The sequence below is a fragment of the Vibrio celticus genome (assembly GCF_024347335.1).
Taxonomy (GTDB): domain Bacteria; phylum Pseudomonadota; class Gammaproteobacteria; order Enterobacterales; family Vibrionaceae; genus Vibrio; species Vibrio celticus.
Map to the genome: position 1 here is coordinate 1,467,629 of NZ_AP025464.1, position 23,854 is coordinate 1,491,482.

19 protein-coding genes are annotated in these 23,854 nt (G+C 45.4%); 6 read left to right on the top strand and 13 right to left on the bottom strand.

Annotation, left to right across the window (positions count from 1 at the left end):
- Positions 1-45 precede the first annotated feature (45 nt).
- Positions 46-1,239, top strand: a complete 1,194-nt coding sequence (locus OCV19_RS22495; RefSeq protein WP_065676030.1) for an MFS transporter — start codon at positions 46-48, stop codon at positions 1,237-1,239.
- 56 nt (positions 1,240-1,295) lie between these two features.
- On the top strand, positions 1,296-2,384 hold the full coding sequence (locus OCV19_RS22500; RefSeq protein ID WP_065676031.1) for an alkene reductase: 1,089 nt from the start codon (positions 1,296-1,298) through the stop codon (positions 2,382-2,384).
- A gap of 297 nt (positions 2,385-2,681) precedes the next feature.
- On the opposite strand, the gene rlmJ is transcribed toward OCV19_RS22500, so the two are convergent.
- The 13 genes from rlmJ to OCV19_RS22565 form a co-directional block, all read right to left on the bottom strand.
- Positions 2,682-3,548 (bottom strand): 23S rRNA (adenine(2030)-N(6))-methyltransferase RlmJ, encoded by an 867-nt coding sequence (rlmJ, locus tag OCV19_RS22505; protein ID WP_065676032.1) that lies wholly within the window; start codon positions 3,546-3,548, stop codon positions 2,682-2,684.
- Positions 3,549-3,747: 199 nt separating this feature from the next.
- Positions 3,748-4,701, bottom strand: a complete 954-nt coding sequence (secF, locus tag OCV19_RS22510; protein ID WP_017061264.1) for a protein translocase subunit SecF — start codon at positions 4,699-4,701, stop codon at positions 3,748-3,750.
- A 2-nt stretch (positions 4,702-4,703) separates the two neighbouring features.
- Entirely contained in the window at positions 4,704-6,503 is a 1,800-nt protein-coding gene (secD, locus tag OCV19_RS22515) for a protein translocase subunit SecD (protein ID WP_065676033.1), read from the bottom strand.
- A 175-nt stretch (positions 6,504-6,678) separates the two neighbouring features.
- Positions 6,679-7,143: a hypothetical protein gene (locus tag OCV19_RS22520; protein ID WP_065676096.1), complete on the bottom strand. Its 465-nt coding sequence runs from the start codon at positions 7,141-7,143 to the stop codon at positions 6,679-6,681.
- A 306-nt stretch (positions 7,144-7,449) separates the two neighbouring features.
- Positions 7,450-10,236: a M16 family metallopeptidase gene (locus tag OCV19_RS22525; RefSeq protein ID WP_065676034.1), complete on the bottom strand. Its 2,787-nt coding sequence runs from the start codon at positions 10,234-10,236 to the stop codon at positions 7,450-7,452.
- A 294-nt stretch (positions 10,237-10,530) separates the two neighbouring features.
- Positions 10,531-13,293, bottom strand: a complete 2,763-nt coding sequence (locus OCV19_RS22530; RefSeq protein WP_065676035.1) for a M16 family metallopeptidase — start codon at positions 13,291-13,293, stop codon at positions 10,531-10,533.
- A 175-nt stretch (positions 13,294-13,468) separates the two neighbouring features.
- Positions 13,469-14,311, bottom strand: a complete 843-nt coding sequence (locus OCV19_RS22535) for a LytR/AlgR family response regulator transcription factor (protein WP_065676036.1) — start codon at positions 14,309-14,311, stop codon at positions 13,469-13,471.
- A 72-nt stretch (positions 14,312-14,383) separates the two neighbouring features.
- Positions 14,384-15,418: a sensor histidine kinase gene (locus OCV19_RS22540; protein ID WP_065676037.1), complete on the bottom strand. Its 1,035-nt coding sequence runs from the start codon at positions 15,416-15,418 to the stop codon at positions 14,384-14,386.
- Positions 15,418-16,710 carry a hypothetical protein gene (locus OCV19_RS22545; protein WP_065676038.1) on the bottom strand — a complete coding sequence of 431 codons (1,293 nt, stop codon included), beginning with the start codon at positions 16,708-16,710 and terminating at the stop codon, positions 15,418-15,420. The genes OCV19_RS22540 and OCV19_RS22545 overlap by 1 nt, the downstream gene beginning before the upstream one ends.
- Before the next feature lie 9 nt (positions 16,711-16,719).
- On the bottom strand, positions 16,720-17,502 hold the full coding sequence (locus OCV19_RS22550; protein WP_065676039.1) for an outer membrane lipoprotein-sorting protein: 783 nt from the start codon (positions 17,500-17,502) through the stop codon (positions 16,720-16,722).
- Positions 17,495-18,793, bottom strand: coding sequence for an ABC transporter permease (locus OCV19_RS22555; RefSeq protein ID WP_065676040.1), 1,299 nt, complete (start codon positions 18,791-18,793; stop codon positions 17,495-17,497). The genes OCV19_RS22550 and OCV19_RS22555 overlap by 8 nt, the downstream gene beginning before the upstream one ends.
- Positions 18,781-19,479: an ABC transporter ATP-binding protein gene (locus tag OCV19_RS22560; RefSeq protein WP_065676041.1), complete on the bottom strand. Its 699-nt coding sequence runs from the start codon at positions 19,477-19,479 to the stop codon at positions 18,781-18,783. The genes OCV19_RS22555 and OCV19_RS22560 overlap by 13 nt, the downstream gene beginning before the upstream one ends.
- Positions 19,480-19,524: 45 nt before the next feature.
- The gene (locus OCV19_RS22565) at positions 19,525-20,205 is read right to left on the bottom strand and encodes a hypothetical protein (RefSeq protein WP_065676042.1); all 681 of its coding nucleotides are present in this window, start codon (positions 20,203-20,205) and stop codon (positions 19,525-19,527) included.
- Positions 20,206-20,636: 431 nt separating this feature from the next.
- Here OCV19_RS22565 and zntR point away from each other — a divergent pair, with 431 nt between their 5' ends.
- From zntR to OCV19_RS22585, 4 genes are all read left to right on the top strand, one after another.
- Positions 20,637-21,041 (top strand): Zn(2+)-responsive transcriptional regulator, encoded by a 405-nt coding sequence (gene zntR, locus OCV19_RS22570; protein ID WP_065676043.1) that lies wholly within the window; start codon positions 20,637-20,639, stop codon positions 21,039-21,041.
- A gap of 110 nt (positions 21,042-21,151) precedes the next feature.
- The gene (locus tag OCV19_RS22575; protein ID WP_065676044.1) at positions 21,152-22,039 is read left to right on the top strand and encodes a cation diffusion facilitator family transporter; all 888 of its coding nucleotides are present in this window, start codon (positions 21,152-21,154) and stop codon (positions 22,037-22,039) included.
- A gap of 625 nt (positions 22,040-22,664) precedes the next feature.
- The gene (locus OCV19_RS22580; protein ID WP_065676045.1) at positions 22,665-22,898 is read left to right on the top strand and encodes an MbcA/ParS/Xre antitoxin family protein; all 234 of its coding nucleotides are present in this window, start codon (positions 22,665-22,667) and stop codon (positions 22,896-22,898) included.
- A gap of 491 nt (positions 22,899-23,389) precedes the next feature.
- Complete coding sequence (locus OCV19_RS22585; RefSeq protein ID WP_065676046.1) at positions 23,390-23,740, top strand: EF-hand domain-containing protein; 351 nt, start codon at positions 23,390-23,392, stop codon at positions 23,738-23,740.
- The last annotated feature ends 114 nt before the right edge of the window (positions 23,741-23,854 follow it).

Below are 23,854 nucleotides of genomic sequence, written 5' to 3' on the forward strand. Positions count from 1 at the left end.
TTGTCTCACGTCCTAACAAACAAGAATTTACATAGGTAGATCATCATGAAAAAAGAACAGATCCCATTCCAAGTTTGGATACTGACACTCGCGGCGTTCGCGATCGGCACCGCTGAGTTTGTTATCGCAGGCATTCTTCCACAAATCGCCACATCACTTTCAATCACAGAAGGTCAAGCTGGCTACCTTATCAGTGCTTACGCGTTGGCTATCGTTATCGGCGGGCCAATCTTAACCATCTACCTTGCACGCTTTAATAAGAAGATGGTGCTGATTGGCTTAATGGCACTGTTCATCATCGGTAACGTGTTGTCGGCCTTAGCGCCAAGCTACCCATTACTACTGGCAAGCCGTGTGATCGCAGGCTTAGTGCAAGGCCCTTTCTATGGCATAGGTGCGGTTGTCGCAACCAACTTAGTGTCTGAAAAAATGGCAGGTCGTGCCGTTGGTCAGATGTTCGCAGGCCTAACACTCGCTAACGTTCTTGGCGTTCCAGCGGGTACTTGGGTTAGCTTGCAATTCGGCTGGCACACCACTTTCTTTACCGTGGCTGCACTTGGCACGATTGCGATGATTTCTATTCTAACGTCAATCAAATCGACTGGTCACAGTGAAGCAAAAGACATCAAAACTCAGCTGTTAGCGTTCAAAAATCCAATGCTGCTGATCAGTTTGGCAATCACTGCTTTTGCTTGGTCTGGCTTCATGACGCTATACGGATACCTTGCGCCAATCGCTATGCACATCACCGGCTACGGTCAAGAGTCTGTTACTTGGATCTTAGTGATTGTGGGTGTCGGCTTAATCATCGGTAACACCTTGGGCGGACGATCTTCAGATAAAAACCTAGGCAAAGCTTCAATGTTTTGGGCAGTCGCAATGATCGTTTCATTGGTGTTGGTTGGCCTTGTGGTAGACAACAAAATCCTATTCGTTGCAGCGGCATTTGTCTTTGGTATTGCATCATTTGCGAACGTTCCAGCCATGCAACTTCGAGTAATGAACAACGGTGGCGAAGGCCAAGAGCTAGCAGCAACCGCGAATATCTCAGCGTTTAATTTAGCCAATGCCTTTGGTGGGTTCCTTGGCGGCATGGTACTCGACAGCCAACTAGGCGCAGGCATGATTCCATTCGCAGCCGTTGTTGTCCCTGTTATTGGTTTGCTGCTGATTGCGAAAGCCAACCGAGCGGGCAAGCCACAAAGCAACTCTATTTTCAGCCCAGCAGAAAGCAAATAACGCGATATAGCCCCATACAAAAAGAAAGATCACAGCATTAAAACAAGGTAGAAACCATGAACAAACTATTCGAAACATCAGAACTGAAAGGCCTAGAACTGCAAAACCGCGTGGTTATGGCACCCATGACACGCGCTCGTACTAGCCAACCTGGAAACGTGCCAAACGACATGATGGCAACCTATTACCAACAACGCGCAAGTGCAGGGCTTATCATCACTGAAGCGACCCAAATCTCAGATGACTCTCAGGGTTACTCATTCACACCCGGTGTTTATACCGATGCGCAAATCGAAGGTTGGAAGTCAGTAACCACAGCAGCCAAAGCACAAGGTGCCGCGATATTCTGCCAACTATGGCACGTAGGCCGAGTATCACACCCCACCTTTCAAAAAGGCGAGTTGCCGATAGCACCTTCAGCATTAGCACCAATTGAAACGCAGGTTTGGATCTCTGATGAGAATGGAAACGGCAACATGGTGGATTGCATCCAACCAAGAGAGATGACCCAAGCAGACATCGATCGTGTTGTTCAAGATTTTGCTAACTCAGCGAAAAAAGCAGTCGAGGCAGGATTCAACGGCGTCGAGATCCACGGCGGCAATGGCTACCTGATTGATCAATTTCTAAGAACCAATTCAAATAAGCGCACCGACAACTATGGTGGCAGTCGTGAGAACCGACTTCGCTTCCTAATCGAAGTTTTGGATGCAGTGGTTGAAGCAATTGGCGCAGACAAAGTAGGCGTACGCTTGGCTCCGTTCATCACCTTCAAAGACATGAACTGCCCAGATATCGTGCCAACGATTTTAGAAGCGTCAAAAGCGCTGCAAGCTCGTAATATCGCTTATCTGCACTTATCAGAAGCCGATTGGGATGACGCGCCTGTGATACCTGAAAGCTTCCGTGAAGAACTAAGAGAACTGTTCTCTAACACCATCATCGTCGCTGGCAGTTACACGCCACAACGCGCCGAAGAAGTACTAAGCAAGGGCTACGCCGATCTCGTCGCATTTGGTCGCCCATTCGTGGCAAACCCCGATCTCGTTTCACGCCTACAAAACGGCAACGAACTATCAGAACTTGATGGCGCTACGTTATTCGGAGGCAACGAAAAAGGCTATATCGATTATCCTGCTTTGTAGTGAATCTTGAAGTGATAGTGATGACTTGAATTTTTCGACAGGCAAAAGAAAGGCTCGCGTGACTAGTGCGAGCCTAATGCAGTTTAGGGGGTAAACCACAATCTGATATTAATTTGGGCTAATTATTTAACTTATGAGCCATTATGCACTTGCGCGCATTGATATTCCATTTTTAAATGATTCACTGCAATTAATCAATCGATAAAAGTTAGCGTTTGGTCAATTTAAACCACACAAATAGCAGTGAATTAGTGAACTGTGTCTACTAATCCACCAAAAAGCCCCTACATATCAGGCTTATAGACTTTTCATTTGCCAATAGCCTTCACCATTGGTTGCAAGCTGACTATGTAAATAATCTAGCGTGTCAGCAACCGTCCCTGCAATGCCTTGTGGTGGGTTAAATAACAGCAAACCACTGCCGATCAAGCGATCATCACCCTTGGGATCTCGAAGGCGAAGCTCCGACTTAATCGGACTGGGTAGCAAACCATCTTTCACCGCTGTCACACAGTGGTTCAGAATCAGTGAGCTCTTGTCATCCGTATAAAGTGGATACCAAATCAAGGCAGATACCTTCTCAGATTGCTGATACGCCTTAACCAAGGCATCGATCACCGCGAGATATTCAGAATCGGTTTCATAGGGCGGGTCGATAACAATCAGGTGATGGTTGTCGTGTTTTGCTATGCCGTCAGGCAGTGCTTTCAAGCCATCGCCAGCGGTAATGGTGAGCTTACTTGAAACATCAAGATCGCGTTGCAGCTTCTCAATGTTGGTTTGTAATAAGTCGGCTTCATCTTGCTGAATGTCTGAAAAATAGAAGCTATCTTGGCTGCGGCCTTGTTGGTAGGTGATGGCTGCAGAACCCGGATAGAGAGAGATAAGTTGGTTCGGATTGTAGTATTCCAGCACCGACATAAAAGAAGCGAATGCCGGAGGAAGATAAGCCTTGTTTCGCCACAAGTACCCGACCCCTTCGGCAAACTCACCAGCATGATTACTGGGTGCAGTGTTGAGGTCATAACACCCTGTACCAGAGTGGGTGTCGATAACATTGAGGCATGAATGTTGCTGCATTAATGACTGAACAAGTGCACTCAATACTGGATGCTTTAGCGCATCACCATGGTCGCCTACATGACATTGATGTCGATATTCCATTCCCTTGCCTCATTTCTACGAACATCATCTAAACATACTTCATATCATGAGGGCTTGCCTGTTCAATCCATCGTTTTTTGAAATAGGCTCTCTTTCTGTAACTGTTTGACTCTTATAAAAAATAAAGCCCCTCGTTTTGTTATAAACGAAGGGCTTGTTGACGTTACTGACTAAGTCGTACAGTTAACCCATAGAGAGCCTAAGGGTACTCACCCTCAACTTCTACCGGCGCTTTCACTTGGTAGTGACAAGGCTGTAGGCCAAGTAACTTAGGCAGTGTAATACCTACCGAAACTGAAGACCACGTACCGCTGACAATACCTACAACCAGTGCAATCGCGAAACCTTGCAGTGCCGCGCCACCAAGCAGCCAAAGCGCAGATACAGTGATTAGCGTTGTTCCTGAAGTCACCATTGTTCGTGAGAAAGTCGCTTTAACCGATTCGTTAAGCAGGTTATCAGTGTCACCATTTGGATTGCCACGCAGCATTTCACGAACACGGTCGGCAATGATGATCGAGTCATTCAATGAGTAACCGAGAATCGCTAGCACGGCCGCCAATACGGTCAAGTTGAACTCAAACTGAGTAAAAGCGAACAGACCCAAGATAAGCGTCACGTCATAGATGATCGCGGCAAGCGCGCCGAGTGCCAAACGCCATTCAAATCGAACACTTAGGTACAGCATGATCATTAGGAAACACACCAATACCGCCAAGCCACCTTGGTCAACCATGTCTTGACCTACTTGAGGGCCAACCACGCTGCTGTTAAGCACTTTTACTTGGTCACTTACAGAAGACAAAGCATCCACTAAGTTTGGCTGTGGGGCGTCTGTCAGTTGGCTGTAACGGATTGTCCAGCGATCCTGCTCTGCCATACCAACCACTTGCACGTCTTGTTGGAAAGCCGTATCAAGTTTTGTTTTTAACGCATCTTTGGTGACTTGATCAGAGAGCTGAACCTCAGCAACCACACCACCTGTGAAGTCCAAGCCCCAGTTAAAACCTTTCACCGCCACCAGCATCACAGAGCTCATGAACAGCACAATAGATATCGCAGACATCACCTTACGAAGGCGAGTCATATTCTTATCCGAAATATAGCTATTTGAAAAATAGCGGTCTGAAATAGTCATTTTTGAAGTACTCATGCTTAAATCCTTACATCGTGGCGTTGGTCACGCCCCCAAACCAAATTGATGATCGCTCGTGAAGCAAAAATGCCCGTGAACATACTGGTTAGAAGACCTAAACCCAGTGTCAGAGCGAAGCCCTGAATCGGTCCATTACCGATTGTGTATAGAGCCACAGCAACGATCATGGTGGTGACGTTAGCATCGAAAATTGACGAGAATGCGCTATCGAAACCACGATCGATAGAGCTAGCAAAGCTGCGCCCTTCTTTCATCTTGTCTCGAATACGCTCGAAGATAAGCACATTAGTGTCTACCGCCATACCAACGGTCAGTACCAAGCCCGCAATACCCGGCAGAGTTAATACCGCACCCGGTAGCAAAGCAATCAAACCAAACAACGTGGTCATGTTAACCACCAATGCACAGTTCGCGACCCAACCAAGGCGGCGGTACCATAGCGCCATAAACGTTAGAGTAAGACCAAGGCCAAGAGCCAAAGCAGCAAAGCCATTCGTTACGTTTTCAGCACCCAGAGATGGGCCAATGGTACGCTCTTCAATGATGGTAACAGGCGCTGTTAATGAACCTGCACGTAGCAGTAGAGCAAGCTCTTGTGCGTCTGCCATGCTGCCTGCACCAGTAATTCTGAAACGGCTACCCAATTGAGATTGGATGTTCGCCACACTGATCACTTCACTGGTTTTTTCGCTGTTACCGGCTCTGTCACGGCTGTATTCGCTGTAAACGGTTGCCATTGGCTTGCCGATGTTATGGCGAGAAAACTCAGACATTTTCTTACCACCAGAAGAATCAAGCGTGATGTTTACTTCTGCACTGCCCATTTCACCAATGCCACTGCGTGCATCGATAATGTGTTCACCGCTCAGCACTGCTTTGCGAGCAACCACGACACGATTACCATCTGAATCTTTCAGAGTTTGAGTATTGCGCGTTGCGTTGTCGTACACAGAGTAGAACGCTAATGAAGCCGTAGCACCAATCACGTCTTTCGCAGCTGCAGGGTCTTGTACACCCGGTAATTCGATACGGATACGGCTTTCACCTTGGCGTTGAATCGATGCCTCAGTGATGCCTAGCTCTTCAATACGGCTGCGCATGATTTGCAGGTTTTGTTGAACCGTTAGGTTGCGTAGCGTTCTTTGTTCTTCTTCAGACTGAGTTAACGTTAGCGATTTATCTGAACGGTCACGCTGCCATTGTGGGAACTCTTCACGAATCAGTTTTTGTGCTTTCTCGAAATCTGCATCAGTGCGGAAGTTAAATTCAACTTGGTTGTTCACCACTTTACCGCGTGCATAACGTACTTGGCTGGTGATTTCATCGACCACAGATTGCGCTTGTGCGTGGTAAACCGGTTCCATGTCCACTTCTAGCAGGAACTGCACACCACCACGTAAGTCAAGGCCTAGCTGAATCGGTGCGAAGCCCATGTCAGTCAACCATTTCGGTGCTGCTGGCTCCATCGCTAGCGCAACCGTCGCGTTGTCCAATAGGCGCTCATTCAGCACCTCTTTGGCTTTCGCTTGTTGCTCTGCATCTTCCAAGATCACAACCAAACGGTTGTCTTTTTGAAATGCCGATTTGGCTTGAATGCCTTCGCTCGCAAGGTATTGGGTAATTTGGCTCGCATCGATGGTCTGTTCGGAACGATTGTTAATTTGAACCGATGCATTCTCGCCATACCAAGAAGGTAAAGCACTCAGAACCATGATGATGATAGTGGCGATAAGCACCACGTATTTCCACTTTGAGTAGTGGTTTATTTGTTTTCTTTGAATGCGTTTTTTCACAGTCAAGATCTCTTCTTTGAACTAATATTTTGCGAACACGAGCAATGGCTAATCGCAACCAGAACAAGCTGATTGAAAGATAGTGATGCTAAAGCTGATGTCGCTATGTTTGTTTTGGTTAATTGGCGAGTTCAACGGGCACAAGTGGCGCCATCGATACGACCAATTTAGGGTCAAACGATTAGCTAAGAAGTTCTCGGAAATGCGAGTATTGGATGTTGCCCTCTTTCCACCCAGCAAGCCGGGAGGACGGAGAACTCACAATGCTGGTCCAGTGCTGCTTGGAATCCAACAACGGTGTGTTGAAAAGCAGAGAAGCCAGTAATGAAGGGGGAGAGAAGTCGATCAGTAGGTGATAAGCAGGCTCAAGATCGGCCACGCTTTCTTGCTCGTTACTGAGCATACGTCTGAAGTTTGCTGCTTGAAGGCTTGATTCGGTGTCGTGATAGTTGGAACTGTCACCAGAAGGTACTGTGCCAAACTGAGCCTTATCGCACTCTAAGTAGCTCGACGGATTATCCGTATCAGCTTGTTTACAAAGATCATTTTTTGAAGATTGCTCTTGAGCCGAGTATATTTGAAATGGCTTAGAAGGCAACGAATAGCCGTTAGAATTCACTAAGCCAAAGCTCAGTAAAAACAACATTAAGACTAATCGGGTACCCAGTTTAAGCAATCTAATATCCAAACAACATTCTCGTAGATCGTCAATCTACAATACAAATGAAACGCTGTCTTGATTTAAAACATTTTTTTAGAAAATGATTCGATGCAACCGATTAAGCACCCTCGCAATTTAGATTTACATAGATCTAAAACGGCTTAACAACTGGTGATGGATAGATGTTATGAATAGTAGAAAAACAAGAAAGCCAAGCGGTGCTCGCTTGGCTTTGAGTTGTCTCTTTCTGTTGGCTTCAAGCTTCAAGCTTTAGGCTTTAGGCTTTAGGCTTTAGGCTTTAGGACGCATGATGTTCTTAACCTTACGGCTATTTTCACCAAAGATGCGTTGGACAAGTTGATTCATGTCTTCCGCAGTGATCGACCTCGCCACTCGCTCAACTTGAGACAAAGCTTCGATATCATAACCATGAAGTAAATAACGAGACAGGTACCATGCTTGGTCAATAGAGCTCATCTCGAGAGGTGTGAAGTCCGCTTCAAACTGTTTCACGACTGCGTGCATTTCCTTTTCAGAGACGCCTTGTAAAAGGTCTGCAATCACTTTATCGATCGCCACTTCGACTTGGTCAACGTTCTCCGGCGCTACCATCGCCCCGATAACCCACTCGCCACTCAGCTCACTATCTGCTGATGCTGAATACGTATATGGCGAGTAATCTAAGCTCAACTCTTCACGAATATAAGCATCTAAGCGAGTCGCCAGCAGTCGTTCTAGCAAGTTTTCCATGAAGATATCTTTTGCCGTTACGCCTTGGTCGGTTTCGGCTTCAGGTTCAGGTTCAGGTTCAGAGATGACTCGTAAGATGTACTCTGCACTATTCACATTGTTGATCGCTAAATCAATGCGTGATTCAGATGGCTGTTTGTAAGCCACCTTAAATTCAGGAACCTCAGCTTTTTCTAATGGAATCGAAGCCAAGTATTGCTCAACCAAAGGCTTTAATTCACTTGGGTCGATGTCACCCACGATCACCAATTGGTTATGCCTCATTTGACCAAACAATTGCTGATGAAGATTAGCGACGTCTTCCACAGAAACCGCTTCAACACGTTCTTTATCAACAAAGAGGTGACGACTGTCTTGACGATAGATATTCTGGTTTCTTGCGCGCTCAAACTGACCAACAGGGCTGCTCAAGAAAGATTCTTGACCTTGTACAAACTCCTGTTTCACTGCCTCTAACTGCTCGGGAACAATTTTAGGCGCAGTTATGAAGGTATAAAGCGCAGCAAACGTATCTTTAAGTCCGTCTTTACTGATATTAAATTCAATACCATGACGAGTATTACCAATGAAAGAATCGGCGCTAATATTTTCACGATCAAAGTACGCTAAAAGCTCAGAGCCCGTAAACTCACCGACACCACTTCGAGCGAAGGTAGGTAACGCAACCTCAACCGCTGGGTACAAGTTCGGATCCAAAGCCGCTTTTCCGCCGAGGCTCATGTACATCACCCCAACATCATCACCTGCCTCATAATCACGCAGGTACCACATGTCGATGCCATTGCTTAACGTCCACTTTTGGATGTATGGGTCGACAGACATTTGTTCAGCAAGTACAACCTCGCCTTGCGAGCTAGGTACAGCAAAAGCACTCGCTGTTCCAATCGCAAGCGGCGGAACTCCCGCCTCGCTATACGTGGCTTTTAAACTATCGAGAGAGTTGATGATCGCTGCTCTGTCTTCAGAGTCGTCCATCCCAATAACAATAAAGTAATCATCAGAAAGTAAATTCTTGATGTTGTCGTTAATCACTTCAAGGCTCAAGTTAGCGATGAAAGCTTCCAAGCTAGCTTGATAATCTTTCTGTGATTGGACTATTCGATCATTGACTAACGCACTCACTTTGTAATTCGCGTGTTCAACACTGTCCATTTTATCCCAGTTATGCTCGATGTTATCCAGCAAGTCTTGGTAGTAGTGCTGTTCGCCAGCAATATCCGTTTCCGAAACACCAAAATCACGCAATGACGCCAATGTAGAAAGCAGCTCTTGTTGGATAACTTCACGGTCTCCAGCCGGAAACCCAACACTTATTGATGAATAGTGCAGAGCGCCCATCTGATAGCCATCAGATGCTATCCATTGAGTCGGCAGCGCAGCATCATTGAACACCGCTTCTAATCGTAGTCGAATCAATTGTTGAGCGGTTTCATCTAACCAGCGTTGATGCTGCTGAGCATGATTTTCAACTCTATTTAAACCTCGGTTAAACGTCAGAGTGATGCTTGGCGCTTCTCTTCCTGCGTACTCAACATAATCACCTTCATTGAATGACGTCGTTTTCTGTTTCTCTGGTCTCGGCGTATCACCACGCTCCCAGCTAGAAAACTTTTCTTCAATGAGTGGAATCACGGTTTTGATGTCCACATCACCAGAAACGACCAGCTCTACTATTTGAGGTTGATACCAAGTCTGATAAAAGTTGGTGATGCCTTGAGGAGTAGCATTCACGATCGACGATTTCGTCCCTAGTGCATCTTGTGATTCGTACGGGCCGCCTTCAATGAAGTGATCATAATATATATCTCCGAATGACTTATCATCGAGGCGAGCCATACGGAACTCACCAAGAACCACGCCTTTTTCTTTTTCGACTTCTGAACTTGATAGATCCAGGCCATCACCAATGTCACGCATCCACGTCAAAGCAGACTGCAATTGAATGTTATCTGGCAAATCTAACTGGTAGACCGTCTCTTCATAAGAGGTGTAGGCATTAATATCAGCACCAAAGCTAGCGCCTGCGTCTTCGAATAGACGAATCACATCATTTTGAGAGAAATTCTTACTGCCATTGAATGCCATGTGTTCCAAAAAGTGCGCGTAGCCTTCTTGTTGAGAAGTCTCTTGAATTGAGCCCGCGTGCACGACTAAACGCACAGAGACAGAGTCCTCATGATCTGGATAAACATGATAAGTAAGGCCATTTTCTAGTTGGCCTGAAGTCCATGCCGGATCCGGCTGGATTGGCGTTTCAGTAGTTTTTGATGTTGAGCTACAGCCAACTAAGGTGAGGCATAGAGCCGTGGCTAAATAATATGTTTTCATAACAACCTCTTAATGTCATTCATCGACAATATACAGATTGAGCTAACGATTATTATTTAATATTGAACCGGATGAGTATCTTTGTGATCTAGATCTTTATTTTATAAATCATCAATCGTTATGTAAGATCGCTGTGCTCATTTAAATAGGCATTTAGATAAGAGCCTATTACATCGATTTTAGACTCGCTTGTCAGTGCAATAAAAAGCCAAATGCTTGAACATTTGGCTTGTAAGTGAATCCACATAAAAAAGTAGAAGCGGCTTTCAAGAAAAACCACTCACCTAACTAGACCTAACCTTGTGGGCTTAACAAATTCTTCAGCTGATAGCTGTTATCACCAAAAATTTCTTTCGCATACTCTGTCATGTCTTGACTAGAAATTGAGTCTGCCGTCCCCTGCAGGTCGAACAACACCTCAAAACCATAGTCATGAATCAAATAACGAGAAATAAACCAAGCTTGTTCGGTAGGCTTATATTTAAGTGGAGTAAGGTCCGCTACAAGCTGCTTAGCGGCCGTTCGAGTCTCATCTTCAGAAATCCCTTTTGCCGCTTCAGCAATGACCTTATCAATCGCCTGTTCAATTTTATCTGAGTTTTCTGGAGCCGTTAAAGAGCCGATTAACCAGTCATAACTCGGCTCACTGTCTTGTGCAACCGAGTACACATAAGGCGCATAATCCAAACCTAACTCTTCACGAACATAAGCCGTTAAACGGCTCGACAACACGCGCTGAAGCATATCGTCCATAAACACATCTTTTGCGGTTTGATCCCGAGCTTGCTGGGAAATCACACGCAATAAATACTGACTGCTGTCTTCATTATTGACGGATATATCCATTCGTTCTTTCGAATCAGGACTATAAGCCACCTGATAATCAGGAGACACAGCGGCTTCTAATGGCAACGATGCAACGTATTGACGCACAAGAGGCTTAATTTCAGCGGGGTTAATATCAGCGACAATAACCAATGTATTGTCTCTTAATTTTTGAAAGAGTTGATGCTGTACGTCTAGTATATCTTGCGACGTGACAGCTTTAATATCGTCACCTTCAAGCATCATGTGACGGCTGCTTGTTTGATAGCTATTGCGATTAACCATCTGAATAAACTGACCAACTGGTGTTTCTAAATATGCTGTACGATCTTGAGCAAATTCAGACTTCACAGCCTCAAGCTGGGCACTGTCTATTTTAGGTTCGGTTACAATGGTATGGAGCGCAGCTAAACCCTCTGCAAGCGTCTTTTTCTTGGCGCTTATTTCTAAACCATGATGAGTAAAGTTGATAAAGGGGTAGATTTCAATGTCTTCGCGTCTCAAGTGAGCGGTTAACTCCGAACCACTAAATTTACCAACACCACTACGAATCGAAGCTGGCAGAGCAATCTCTACAGCAGGAAACAGCGAAGGATCCAACGCCGCTTTTCCTCCCTCACTTGCATAGTAAACCCCAACACTATTACCAGCCTCAGAGTTACGGAGATACAAAACTTCAATGCCGTTGCTTAGTGTCCATTGCTTCAAATTAGGATCGTCACTCACCTGAACTTGTTTTACAATTTCACCTTGAGACGCTGGTACACTAAACGCCGAGCTTGCAGTAACGAGCAATGGTCTGTTACCTGTCTTTTTATAGGCTTTTCTGACATCTTTTAGCTCGTTATTCATTGCCTGCAAGTCTTCTTTAGACGATAAACCTAATCCCAAAATATATGGACTAGAAAGTAAATCATCTAAATTATCATTTACGGCTTCCAGATCCGTACTCGAAAGAAACTCTTTCAAGCTCGACTTATAATCAAGCTGTGATTGAACCGTTTGGTTAATCACCAGCGCCGTCGACTTACCGTCAGCATGAGCTACTGCGTCCATTCTCTCCCAGTTAGCTTGAATGTCATCAAGGTTAGCTTGGTATTGCTGTATCACACTCGTGAATTCATATTCGCTCACACCATAATCACGCAATGAGGCGAGAGTAGAAATAAACTGCTGCTGGCTTTGCTCTCGACTATCGATAGGAAAGCCAAGCGTAGTAATGGAATACCTTTGGTACTCTAAGAAATAGGGAGTCGAAGCAACCCATTGCACTGGCAATGCAGCGTCAACAAAATCTGAATTCAACCTTTGTTGGATGAGTTGTTGAGCAATATCATCTAGCCAAAGCTGATGTTGTTGCTCATGGCTCTGTGTCACTCTTTGCCCACGCTCAATCACTATCCCGATGCTCGGTGGCTCGCTCCCAGCTCCATACGCCACAAAATCTTGAGTATTGTAATCCGCTGACGTGTTCTTTACGGGAACCGGTGTTGTGCCTCTTTGCCAATCAGAGAAAGTTTCTTCAATCAAAGGGATCACTTCTGCCAGAGTGATATCACCAGAGACAATCACCTCGGTTAACTGAGGTTGATACCAGGCTTGGTAATAGTTATTTAACTCTTGAACATTCGCATTAGAAACGGATTCTTTATTGCCAATGGGATCGTTGGTTTGGTGATTCGTGCCTTCAACCATATGGTCGTAGAATTTAAATGAGAGAGGCTTATCTTCAACTCGTGTGTGTCGAAATTCTCCTAATATCACTCCTTTCTCTTTTTCGATCTCAGCGCCGGACAGCAGTAAACCATCGCCAATATCTCTAAACCATGCCAACGCTTTATCTAGATTCTTGTTGTCGGGTAGATCTAACTTATAGAGGGTTTCTTGATAAGAGGTATAAGCATTTAAGTCAGCGCCAAAGCTAGCACCAGATTGCTCAAATAACTCAACTACATCATTTCCTGAAAAATTGTTGCTGCCATTAAACGCCATGTGCTCAACAAAATGGGCATAACCTTTTTGTTGATCGCCCTCTTGAAAAGAGCCGGCATGCACAAGTAAGCGTACCGATACTGGTTGTTCTCGGTCAGGGTAAACATGGTAGGTTAAACCGTTATCTAATTCACCTGTGACCCAATATGGATCGGATTTCAATAACGTTTGTTGCTGAGGAGTAGAACTGCAACCTAGCAATGTGGAGCTCAATACGACGACTAAATAGTATGCTTTCATAACGATCTCTTTGAAGGGCTTTCCTCCAATATATCCGATCGCCAAAGTGTAATAATTCGCCATTAAATCAAACGACTAAAATTTTAGAGTCACTCGATATAAGTATGAAAGTGTTTAATTTATAAATTACATAAATGAATTGTAAAGCCGATATGTAGCACCTTTTATTTGTTCGCTACATACCCTTAAACAACGCTTGCGAGGCACGGCTGATCGGTAGTTTTTCCCCTGACACATACGCCGACATCTGACCTGAGAGCCCTTTCTTCACCTTATCGATGGCCGACACTTTCACCACCACCGAACGATGGATCTGCCAAAACTCATCCGGGTTAAGCTGCGCAATCAGCTCTTTTAATGATACGCGAAGGATATACTCCTCTAGCGAACCTCCTTGACCCTTCTTAAATATAGACACGTACTTATCTTCGGCTTTGATATACGCCACATCATCGACGGCGATTAGGTGAATGTCTTCCCCAACACTGGCTTTGAGCCATGTGAGGTGCTTTTGCTGCGATCGATAGGGAGGTTGTTGTGACGTTGATTGTGATAACTGCTGAAGTTGACTCATTAACGCCGTGATATCGGGCTGTTCTGGTGTAATACCTGATTGTGTTTGATTGCTCGACAGACGCGCTTGAACCTTCTGACATGTGGCCAGTAAGCGCTCTTCGTTGATGGGTTTCAGCAGGTAATCCATCGCATTGTGTTCAAAGGCTTTGACCGCGTATTCGTCATAAGCTGTGATAAACACAATCAATGGCGGTGAAGCTAGCTTGTTGAGTTGTTTCGCGAGCGAGATACCATCCAGCTCCGGCATACGAATATCGAGAAACGCCACGTCGGGCTTAAGCTGCTGAATACTCTGCATCGCCTCCAAACCGTTTTGTGCCTTGCTGACGATCTCCAGCTCCGGCCAAACCTCAGCAAGGCTCTTGTCTAAATGATGCCTTAGCAGTGCTTCATCGTCTGCGATAATCGCCGTTACGCTCGGCTGTATTGCTGGGTTGTTCATGGTTAATCCTTTAAATTCACACTGTAAATCGTCTATTTTTCGTCACTGTTCTGTGCTTTCTGACCTGTAATTCTAGGCAGCTGCGTCAGTCAGCGGTAACAAGATCGTCGACACTACCCCGCCTTCAGCGTGTTCAGTAATCGTTAGGCTCGCCTTATCGCCATAAAGGGTTTCGATTCTTTGACGAATATTGCTTAACCCAACACCATGACCCGTATTCGCAGAGGGCGTTTTCAACCCCGCGCCATTATCAGCTACTTCAATTTTTAGCTGCTGTGCTTGTTGAGTAATACGAATATTCACTTGGCCACCAGCGGCTTTGGGTTCGATACCGTGCGTGAGTGCATTCTCGACCAAGGGTTGAATCAAGAAGGGCGGAATCACCTGCAAATCGCTAATCTCGTGTGTTTCAATCGAGAACGCTAAGCGCTCACCCAAACGTATCTTTTGAATATTAAGATAAGCGTCTAACAAGTCGACCTCTTGTGCGATGGTCGATTGCTCGGTGCGGCTGTTTTTCAAAGTCACACGCAACAAGTCGGTGAGTTTTTCGAGCATCAACTTGGCTTTCGCGCTATCACTCTCTATCAACACATTGATGGTCGCAAGTGTGTTGAACAAGAAGTGCGGTTCAATTTGGCTTTGCAGTTGTTTAAGCTGACTGAGCACCACCACCTTTTCTTGATCGGCCTGACGACGCTTAGCCACTTCCAATTCGTTATCGGCGCGTAGTTGTTGCTCTCGGGTATAGAAATAGTAATAACAAACTGAACAAAAGATCACGCCCAATAGCACTACAGATTTAAGGTCCGAGATATTTGTCCCGAAATATCCGTTCAACCAATAGTGCGCGTTCAAGGTACCAAAGGTCATCGCGATCACCATTGAGATACCCACATCAAACACCTTTGATTTCCTCTTAAACACCTCGACCAAGATAAAAGAGGACCCCACCGCGCTGTAACCAAAACCAAAGCTTATCGCGAGATTGACCACAAGGTCTCCACCCCAAATCGTTTGAGTGGTGATGGCAATGACGAAACAAAACAGAGTGGTCAGCGTGAAACTTTTAATCCATGGAAACTGACTGTTTGAAGAAATGTTCATTAAAATCGTCCTTTGATATTTATAAGAATCATATGACTATCGGGTAAGTTGGCGTAAGCAGAATCACTTTTACCGCCTAGAAAGCGTGCAGCAAGTTCCAAATCCAACGATGAATTGCCATTATCTAAAGCCTGATAGTTGAGCCACTGGGTAGCAATAAAGCCGCCATCTTGTGGAGACAACATAACATCGAATGTCGGCGTGATATCTTCAAGCCAGCCATGTGTCGAATCCAATGACCAATGGAACATGATGTTGTGTTGAACCAAATTGGCATGCTGATAGCCTTGTGCGTAAGAGCCTGCCAGTGATGCTGTCATTGGATTAACCGACAAAGACTCTGCACTTTCTATCGCACTTTGCCACTCAGAGTTGCTCCAAGCTCGACTATCAAACCAGTATTCCAACACCACATTATGGCCCGTGTCATTGGCCCATGTTAATCCTGCTAACGCTTGATAAGCCTCGCCCTGCTCTTCAAGATAAACAGGTTTAAGCATCGAGTTGGGCTGACTGTAGCCAAGGCTTTGTCGTTGATAGACCACCGAGCCATGAAACTCCCAAGCGAGGTTCAACACCGACACTAAACTCGCCCCAAGCAAGCCGTGACGTACATCGTCGTAATAAGCGACCCACTGATACTCATGATCACCCACTAGGTTGTAACGACGTACCCCAAAGCCTTGTTGCTGATTCTGCTTTTCAAACTCATTCACGTCTTGAGAAGTCCATGACGAATCACTGTAAAGCAGTGTCCATTCGCCCGTCATATCGAACAGCGACGCCGATGCCACACCCGCGCCCTCTTCTGCCACAATACCCACCGGGTTCTGACGGTAAGGCTTGATGATGTCTAACGGTCGGTAGCCATAACCCACGCCCCAATCCAAACGAACCTTGCCGAGCGTGACATCAAGATAGTAGTCACCGAACGCTGAATTAGACAGCTCGACACCACCTTGCCAGAGCAACTCACGCACGATGAATTCAGACTCAAAGCTCGCGTCTTGTTCTTGAGGGCTGTTGCTTAGAATATCGTTGGCTTTCACTGCGAACAGACCAAGCCAATTACCATATCCAATCTCTAGATCCAGCAAGCCATTGAATGACTGACGATTATCAGACGCTAAAGGGCTGAATGGCGACTCTCTCGATTCAACCGACTCAGCGCTAAGTTGCCAGTCCCACGCCAAGCTCAGATCGTCCGCCTCAACCGTGTTACTCACACAAGACAAGGCAAGCAAAGTAGCGATTGAAGACTTGATGTGGAATCGGCGATTGGAAGCTTTCATGACGTCCACCTACAGACCAGATACGCTGTTACGCGATAAATAAGCAGGGTTGTAATATTTGTCTTCCAAGCTTTTCTCAATCACTTCGCGGTACTCAATCACGGTTTTCTTGCTTGGCTGAATCTTATCGAGCAAGGTCATCGACACCACTGTGGGTAAGCCATCACGCACGCCTTCAGTAAACCAAGCTTGTTTCGCCAGCTTTCCTGAACGCAGATAAAGATCCGCTTTAACTGGAAACGCTCGGTCAGCCGTTAACCACAGATCAATCGATTGATAGCTGGCACCCTTGGTTTTCGCCGCGAGCTTTAGGTGATGGGTATTTAGTGTCTCGCCAGTCGGCATCTCAACCTGTTGCTCGGCAACCCACTCCCCTTGGTAGTCTTCGCTCCACGTCAGCGTCGAGATATCCCCTACCGAGGCTTCGCCCAATAGCTTTTGCATCGGTGTGATACGAATTGGTCGACGAGATTTCGGCATCAACAACCAATAGTTATCTTCAATCATCAGCATCTTTTGCCCAGCCTCGACGGCTGATTTAAAGACCACTAGTGACTCTCGGTTTGGCCTTGTGTAGACGTTGTATTCACGGGTTTTGTCCAGTTGCTCGTCTTGATACAGCGCCACAACAGACACTACCTTAGAGGCTTGTGCGCTGTTCAAGCGGTAGCTATCTGCCTTGGCGATCATCTCAGTGACTTGTTGTGAATCGACTGCCCAGCTTGGTGTCGATGCTAGAACCAAAACCAATACAGAACCTAAAACAGTGAGTGAACGAGTAAATTTACACATAAACCAGCGCCTCCGTGATTGGCTTATTCACGCCTTTGCGAGCAGAGAAATAAGCAGCTAGCAAACATATCGTCAGCACACCTAAAGTGGCGTAACCAACCAGTTCCAATGAGAAATAAATGTTGAGTGGGTAACCCTCGGTTCTGCCGGGAGGTGGTGGCATTTGGATATCAACCACCAGCAATAACACCGACACTAAGCCACTCACTAACGCGCCTATCGCGCTGCCAATCAGTGCCAGCAATCCCGCCTCTTTTAAGAAGCCTGCCACGATTTCAGAAGGGTAACTGCCGAGTGCTGACAAGGTGCCAATTTCACGAGTGCGCTCAGTCACTGACATGGTCATGGTGTTAAACAGCGACACGAACACCACCAATGCCATCACCGCGCCCATGATGCCGAAGATACGATCGTAAAGATCTTTAACCTTGGTGTAGAAAAACGCGCGATCTTGCCATGGGGTGATCTCGATCTCTGTGCCTTGATCGCTTTGGCTCGCGCTATTTCGATCTAAAGCAGTTTGGATACGCTGTTGTACGGTCGAGGTCTTGCTTGTTTCAAATAGGAACACCGACAAGGTGCTGACTTTGTCTGAGGCCAAAAGCTCTTGAGCAGTGGTGATGTGAACATACAGCTGACGCTTATCCAGCTCTGGCACACCCGTCGAATAGATACCCTGCACCTTAAAATCAAAAGCGTTCAAAGCACCGTCACTGGTGGTGGCTAGCAGCGTTACCCAGTCGCCAACGACAACTTTGAGGTTACGAGCAAGTTCAGTTCCCAGCATCACTTGTGGCTCTTGGCTGTCGTATCTTGGGGATTTCACATCCGACAGGGTTTGCCCGCTGCGCACATCAAGGAATGGACGTTTCATATCGAACTCACGCTCATTAACACCCGTTCCCATAAAGATGGTCGACTTACTGCCGTTAGACACCAAACCGCTGAAATAGACTCGCGGCTGCACACCACGCACGTCACTGTCGCCAATAATGCTCTTGGTTAGCGCTTGAACGTTGTCCAGACCATTGCTCAACGGCATGTCTTCGTCTTGTTCAAAATATCCCGGCGTGCTCAAAGTGAGATGACCAGTATCTCGCGCTGTCGATTCACGCAGAGATTCATAGGTGTAAAGCCCATAGCCGCCCGCACTGGTCAGCGCAAATACCGCAATCGCGATGATCAATACCGAAAGCAGGCTGCGTCGACCGTTTCTTAATAAATTAAGCCAAGCCAAACGCACCGAGGTAGGAAGCAAAAAAGTGCTCATTCTTTGTGTTAACTTGCCCATGAGATTGCCTCCATTGCTGTGGCTTGTAGTGCCAGTTGGCCATCGATTAACTCAATCACTCGGTCACAACGCTGCGCCATTCTTGGGTCATGCGTTGCGACAATAAAGGTGGTGCCCATTTCATGGCCGAGCTCTTTCATAATGTCGATCACAAGGTTGGCGGTGTGGCTGTCTAGGCTTGCAGTCGGCTCATCGGCAATCACCAAACTTGGGTTGTGGATTAGCGCTCTGGCTATCGCGACACGTTGCTGCTGGCCGCCTGAAAGGTTGTCTGGGCGATGATGTACATATTCGCCTAGCCCAACACGCTCTAACATATCTTGCGCTCTGCTCTGTTGTTCTTGCTTAGAGCATTGGTTCAGCATTAATGGGTAGGCGACGTTCTCAAGCGCTGTCATCACCGGAACCAGATTGAAGCGCTGAAATACAAAACCCAACGACTGACGACGAAAACGCGCAGCGGCGATTTGCTCTGTCGGATACGCTTTGCCATCAATATTGATCTCGCCTCGGTAATCCATATCCAACAATCCAAGAATATTCAACAGTGTGCTTTTTCCAGAACCCGACGGGCCACACAACGCAACCATTTCACCGCGCTGGATATGTCCGTCGACCCCGTTTAATGCATCAACACGTTGACCGCCCGTGACATATGCTTTGCCGATATCTTTAAATTCAATCATTCCTCTGTCCTCCGCTGACCCATCATTCTTAAGCGTTCGCAGCTGTTATTTGGCTTTCGCTATTAGGGCTTTAGCCGTCATTGTCTCGATGTTGCCAGCATCTGTACTTTCCATTTTTTCAAGCCACACCTGTGCTTGCTCGAAGTCTTCAGCACGAATCGATGCGGTAATGGCGTAACGGTAAATCCATGAGGTCGCAGCGAAATGCTGTTGTTGGAAATCATCTTCCGCAAGTAACGAGAGGAACAGGTCATAACCACGATCGAAATGGTTAAACATGTCTGGTAGCGAAGTGTAAGTCACCGCAGCCATTGCGCGAGTTAGGTAAGAATCTGGCAGCCCTTGAACACGAGGTTGCTCATGAATCGGTTGGTCTTCGCCTTTAAGCAGCACCAGTGATTTATCAATGGTTGATAAGCCCTTTTCCACAAACTTCATCTTGTTCCAAGGCAAGAACGCATCACGCCCCATCAGGGTTTCTGTGCTTCCAAGGTAAACCAAAGTCAGTGGCGTCGCGCCGTCTTGTTGCAGCGTGTCATTAAGGCGTTCGTAAGCCACCTCAACCAAGTCTTCATTGCCTTGCGCGGCTTGATTGTAGATATCAAGCACGTCTGAACTTGGGTTCGCCAAAGCTAACGACGGTGCAAACGAAACAAGCGCAATCAGTAATGAACGCTTAAGCAGAGAAGTGGTAGAGCCTGAATTAAATGAGTGTGAAGTAGTCATGATTTCTAATCCCTTTCAAATGTTGACGTTGAAAGGTTAGCTAGAATTTGTCATGCTGTTTTACCAATGCGACGAATGGTAATAATGAGGAGTGAATGGTTTAGAGAGGGTGTGAGTGGAAAATTCGAAAAGAAAGAATAAAACAGATGGGTCAAAAAATAATCTGATATTGCCCACTTCAGACCTTAATCAAAGCTGACTAATTTCTGCCCCGAAGTGAGCCGGAGTGAGATTGAACCTAATTTCAATTATCTGAGTTTTGGTTTACTTTTCCTAATGCTTAGAGTTCTAACTTTGTGGCCAAATTTGCTAATTCACAACACTTTTGCAAAGATCATCTTGTTGGCTTTTATATGCAAAATCCTTGACCTTAGAGCTATATCAAGGGTTTATTATGAGGCTTGATTTAACGGATAATATTTGGTTTTTGAATGTATAGGATCGGAGAGTTAGCTAACCTTCACCGAATTAAGGTTGATACGCTGCGCTTTTATGAAAAAGTCGAGATTCTGCAACCGTCAGCGCGTAGCAATGCAGGGTATCGGCTCTATAACCAGCACGATGAGCAAAAGTTGGCATTTGTAATACGAGCTAAACAAGTTGGATTTTCATTGCAAGATATTAAGCAGTTACTCTCTATTGAGGTTGATAGAGATAATCGGGCTTGCTCTGACTCTAAGGCGATCGTTGATAGCAAACTTGCGCAGGTCGACGCTCAGATACAAGAGTTGCAGCTCTTTCGTGTATCACTATCAACGTTGAGCCAGTCTTGCTGTGGCACTGATGAGCCAGCGACGAATTGTTCGATTTTAGAAGCGCTAAACAGTCACGATTAGGGTGTATACTGAGCGTGCAATAACTCTGAAGCAGTGCCTGTCAACTTTGTTTGTAATGTTGTACTTGCACAGTATCAAGTGTTTAAGGGTTAAATCTAGGAAAGGTAGTTTTGAAAACGATTGAAGCGATACGAAAGATTACACTCATAGGTGCATTGGTCAATATCATATTGGCGATTGTGAAAATAGTTGTAGGTAGTGTGTCTGGCAGTAGTGCGTTGGTTGCAGATGGTGTACATAGCTTTTCAGACTTGCTGACTGACGCTGTAGTTCTGTTTGGGGCACAGTATTGGATAGCGCCCGCAGATGCAAAGCATCCCTATGGTCACTATCGTTATGAAACCATGTGTAATCTAATTATAGGTACACTTTTGCTGTTCACCGCTGCTGGCATTGCATGGGACTCTATTGACCGAATAGGGTCGAGCGAAGCAGTAGCCCCTAGCATGTGGGCGTTAGTTGCGGCACTAGGCTCTATTGGGGCCAAAGAGTTGCTTTATCGTTGGACATTTCGATGTGCCAACGATGTTGGCTCATCGGCATTAAGGGCCAATGCATGGCATCATCGCTCTGACGCACTGAGCTCTGTACCTGTTGTTTTGTCTGTAATTGCAGCTCCCTTTGTCCCTGAATATTACTACCTTGACCAAATTGCCGCGTTGTTGGTTACAGCTATGATACTGAAAGGCGCAGTGTCAATCGTATTGCCTTCCTTGCAAGAGATAACGGAGCGGAGCGCTGGTCAAGAGGTGATAGGTAGAATACAGCAGCATGCTGCTGAGCATAACGACGTTAAAGAAGTTCACGCCATCAGATCACGGCGTGCTGGAAATGCAACATTTGTCGATTTCCATCTTCTGGTGCAGCCAGATCTAACGGTCAGAGAAGGGCATGATATCGCAAAGGACTTTAAATTGAGATTAATGAAAGAAAGCAATGAGATGCTAGACATTATTATTCATATTGAGCCTTATGAACCTCGACCTCAAGTATATTGACAGTAGCAGGACTTAATTAGCCTCACCCTGTCAATAATCAGGTCACAGTACAATCTGATTTGTTCTAGCCAGACTGGATATTAATCTAAGCGACTTTCTATACCTATAGTTATCCATTAGTCGCTCATATTCGATTTTTCGAAACTCATTTATGTCCAACGATGTTTCGCACCTGGTGATGCTGGACAAAGGTCACTTGGCATTAGTGTGTCTGGGGTCCTTAACTTAAAGCTGCCCTATAGCGAGTTTCGAGCGATTAAAAGATCTTTCAGAAAAGCATGATTTGATTTACTTTTCTTCATGCTTAGAACTCTAATTATGTGACCAAATTAGTTAATTCATTACAGTTTAGGAGGGGGTATTGTTATTGCGTTATAAGATTTGCTTGTTCGGTTTAAGTGTACTTTTTACCCTATAGCTCTTAAGATTATTTGAAACGATAAAGGAGTGAAGCGCATGTCTTCCCCAATTCAAATCTATTTGCTACTTGGTTTTTTTGCCATTGTTGGGTTAACTCTAATTACTAGCCGCCTCTTATTAAAAAAGGCAGCTAAGCAGTAGGTCAATTCTTTTTGCCATATTTGATGGTTAAACTTTACTCCTGTTTCAACCAAAGGAAAGGTCTATGAGTCAGCAGCTTTTGTATCTGAAAAACCTAAAACCAGATCATACTAATAAATCTGAAGTAGCCGTAATTAAAGAAGCTGAAAGTATCTTTTCTAGCCTTGATAAAGCTCTCCGTTGGATGACTAAACCGAAGAAACAATTTTCCGGAATGACTCCTTTAGACATGATTCAAAGAGGACAGCGAGATCAGGTTAGCCAGCTATTAACTAAAATCAATCAAGGGTCTTGGTAAATAAGAGAACGACAAAGAAGCTTAGTAGTTAAGGTACGACAGAATCGCTGATCTCAATACTTTTAGCGTGTGCTGTAACTTCCCTTTGCCCCACCATTAGTCATATTTAACAGAATGTTAACATGTATTTGCCCTACTAAAAGTCATCCCTTGTCTGTTGGATATTTGCAAGGCAAACTGCTGGGCAAAAGTTCGAAAACACTCTGAATGTCTAAAAATCGCCATATTTTTCGAATCTAGGGATTTTATATCATCGGCTTTTCGGTTTCGGTGGCTGAAAGTTTGGGATAATTTGGAAATAGCTATACCTGTACTCTTATCTGAGTCATAGCGGCAGAAGATTCATAATTTCTGTTGCGCTGCGCTTACGAACCGATGAGAACATAAATCGATATCTACTTAGCCATCTTTACATACCTTTACATCACATAACGTTATCTTACTTACATTAGTATATTCTTAAGTAGTGAAACAAAGAGAAGGAAAACGTCATGAAAATCAAAAGGACGATAATCGCGTTACTCGGTATCGTTATTGCCTTCGGAGCAATGGCTGGTGGAATGAATAAAGGCATGAATAACAATATGTCACGCCCAGTATTTTCACAGTTTGATCTCGATGGTGATGGCAAGATAACCGAAGCCGAGTTCAATCAAGCACGCTCAGAACGTATTGCCCAGCGAGCAGAAGAGGGACGTACGTTGAAAAATATCAATCAAAGCCACAGTTTTGCTTCGTTAGATAGCAACGCGGATGGCGCTATCTCTCAACAAGAGTTTAATGCTCATCAAGGCATGGTGAACCCCAAAAATACCATGGGCAAAGGAAAAAACAATCAGTAGCTCAATTCAATCAGGCCTCCATTTGTGAGGCCTGACTTATTTTGAGATCAAGGAAGCAAATCCGCTTATGTTGGTGTGCTACCTTTTACTTAAGGCAAAGCTAATATATAGTAA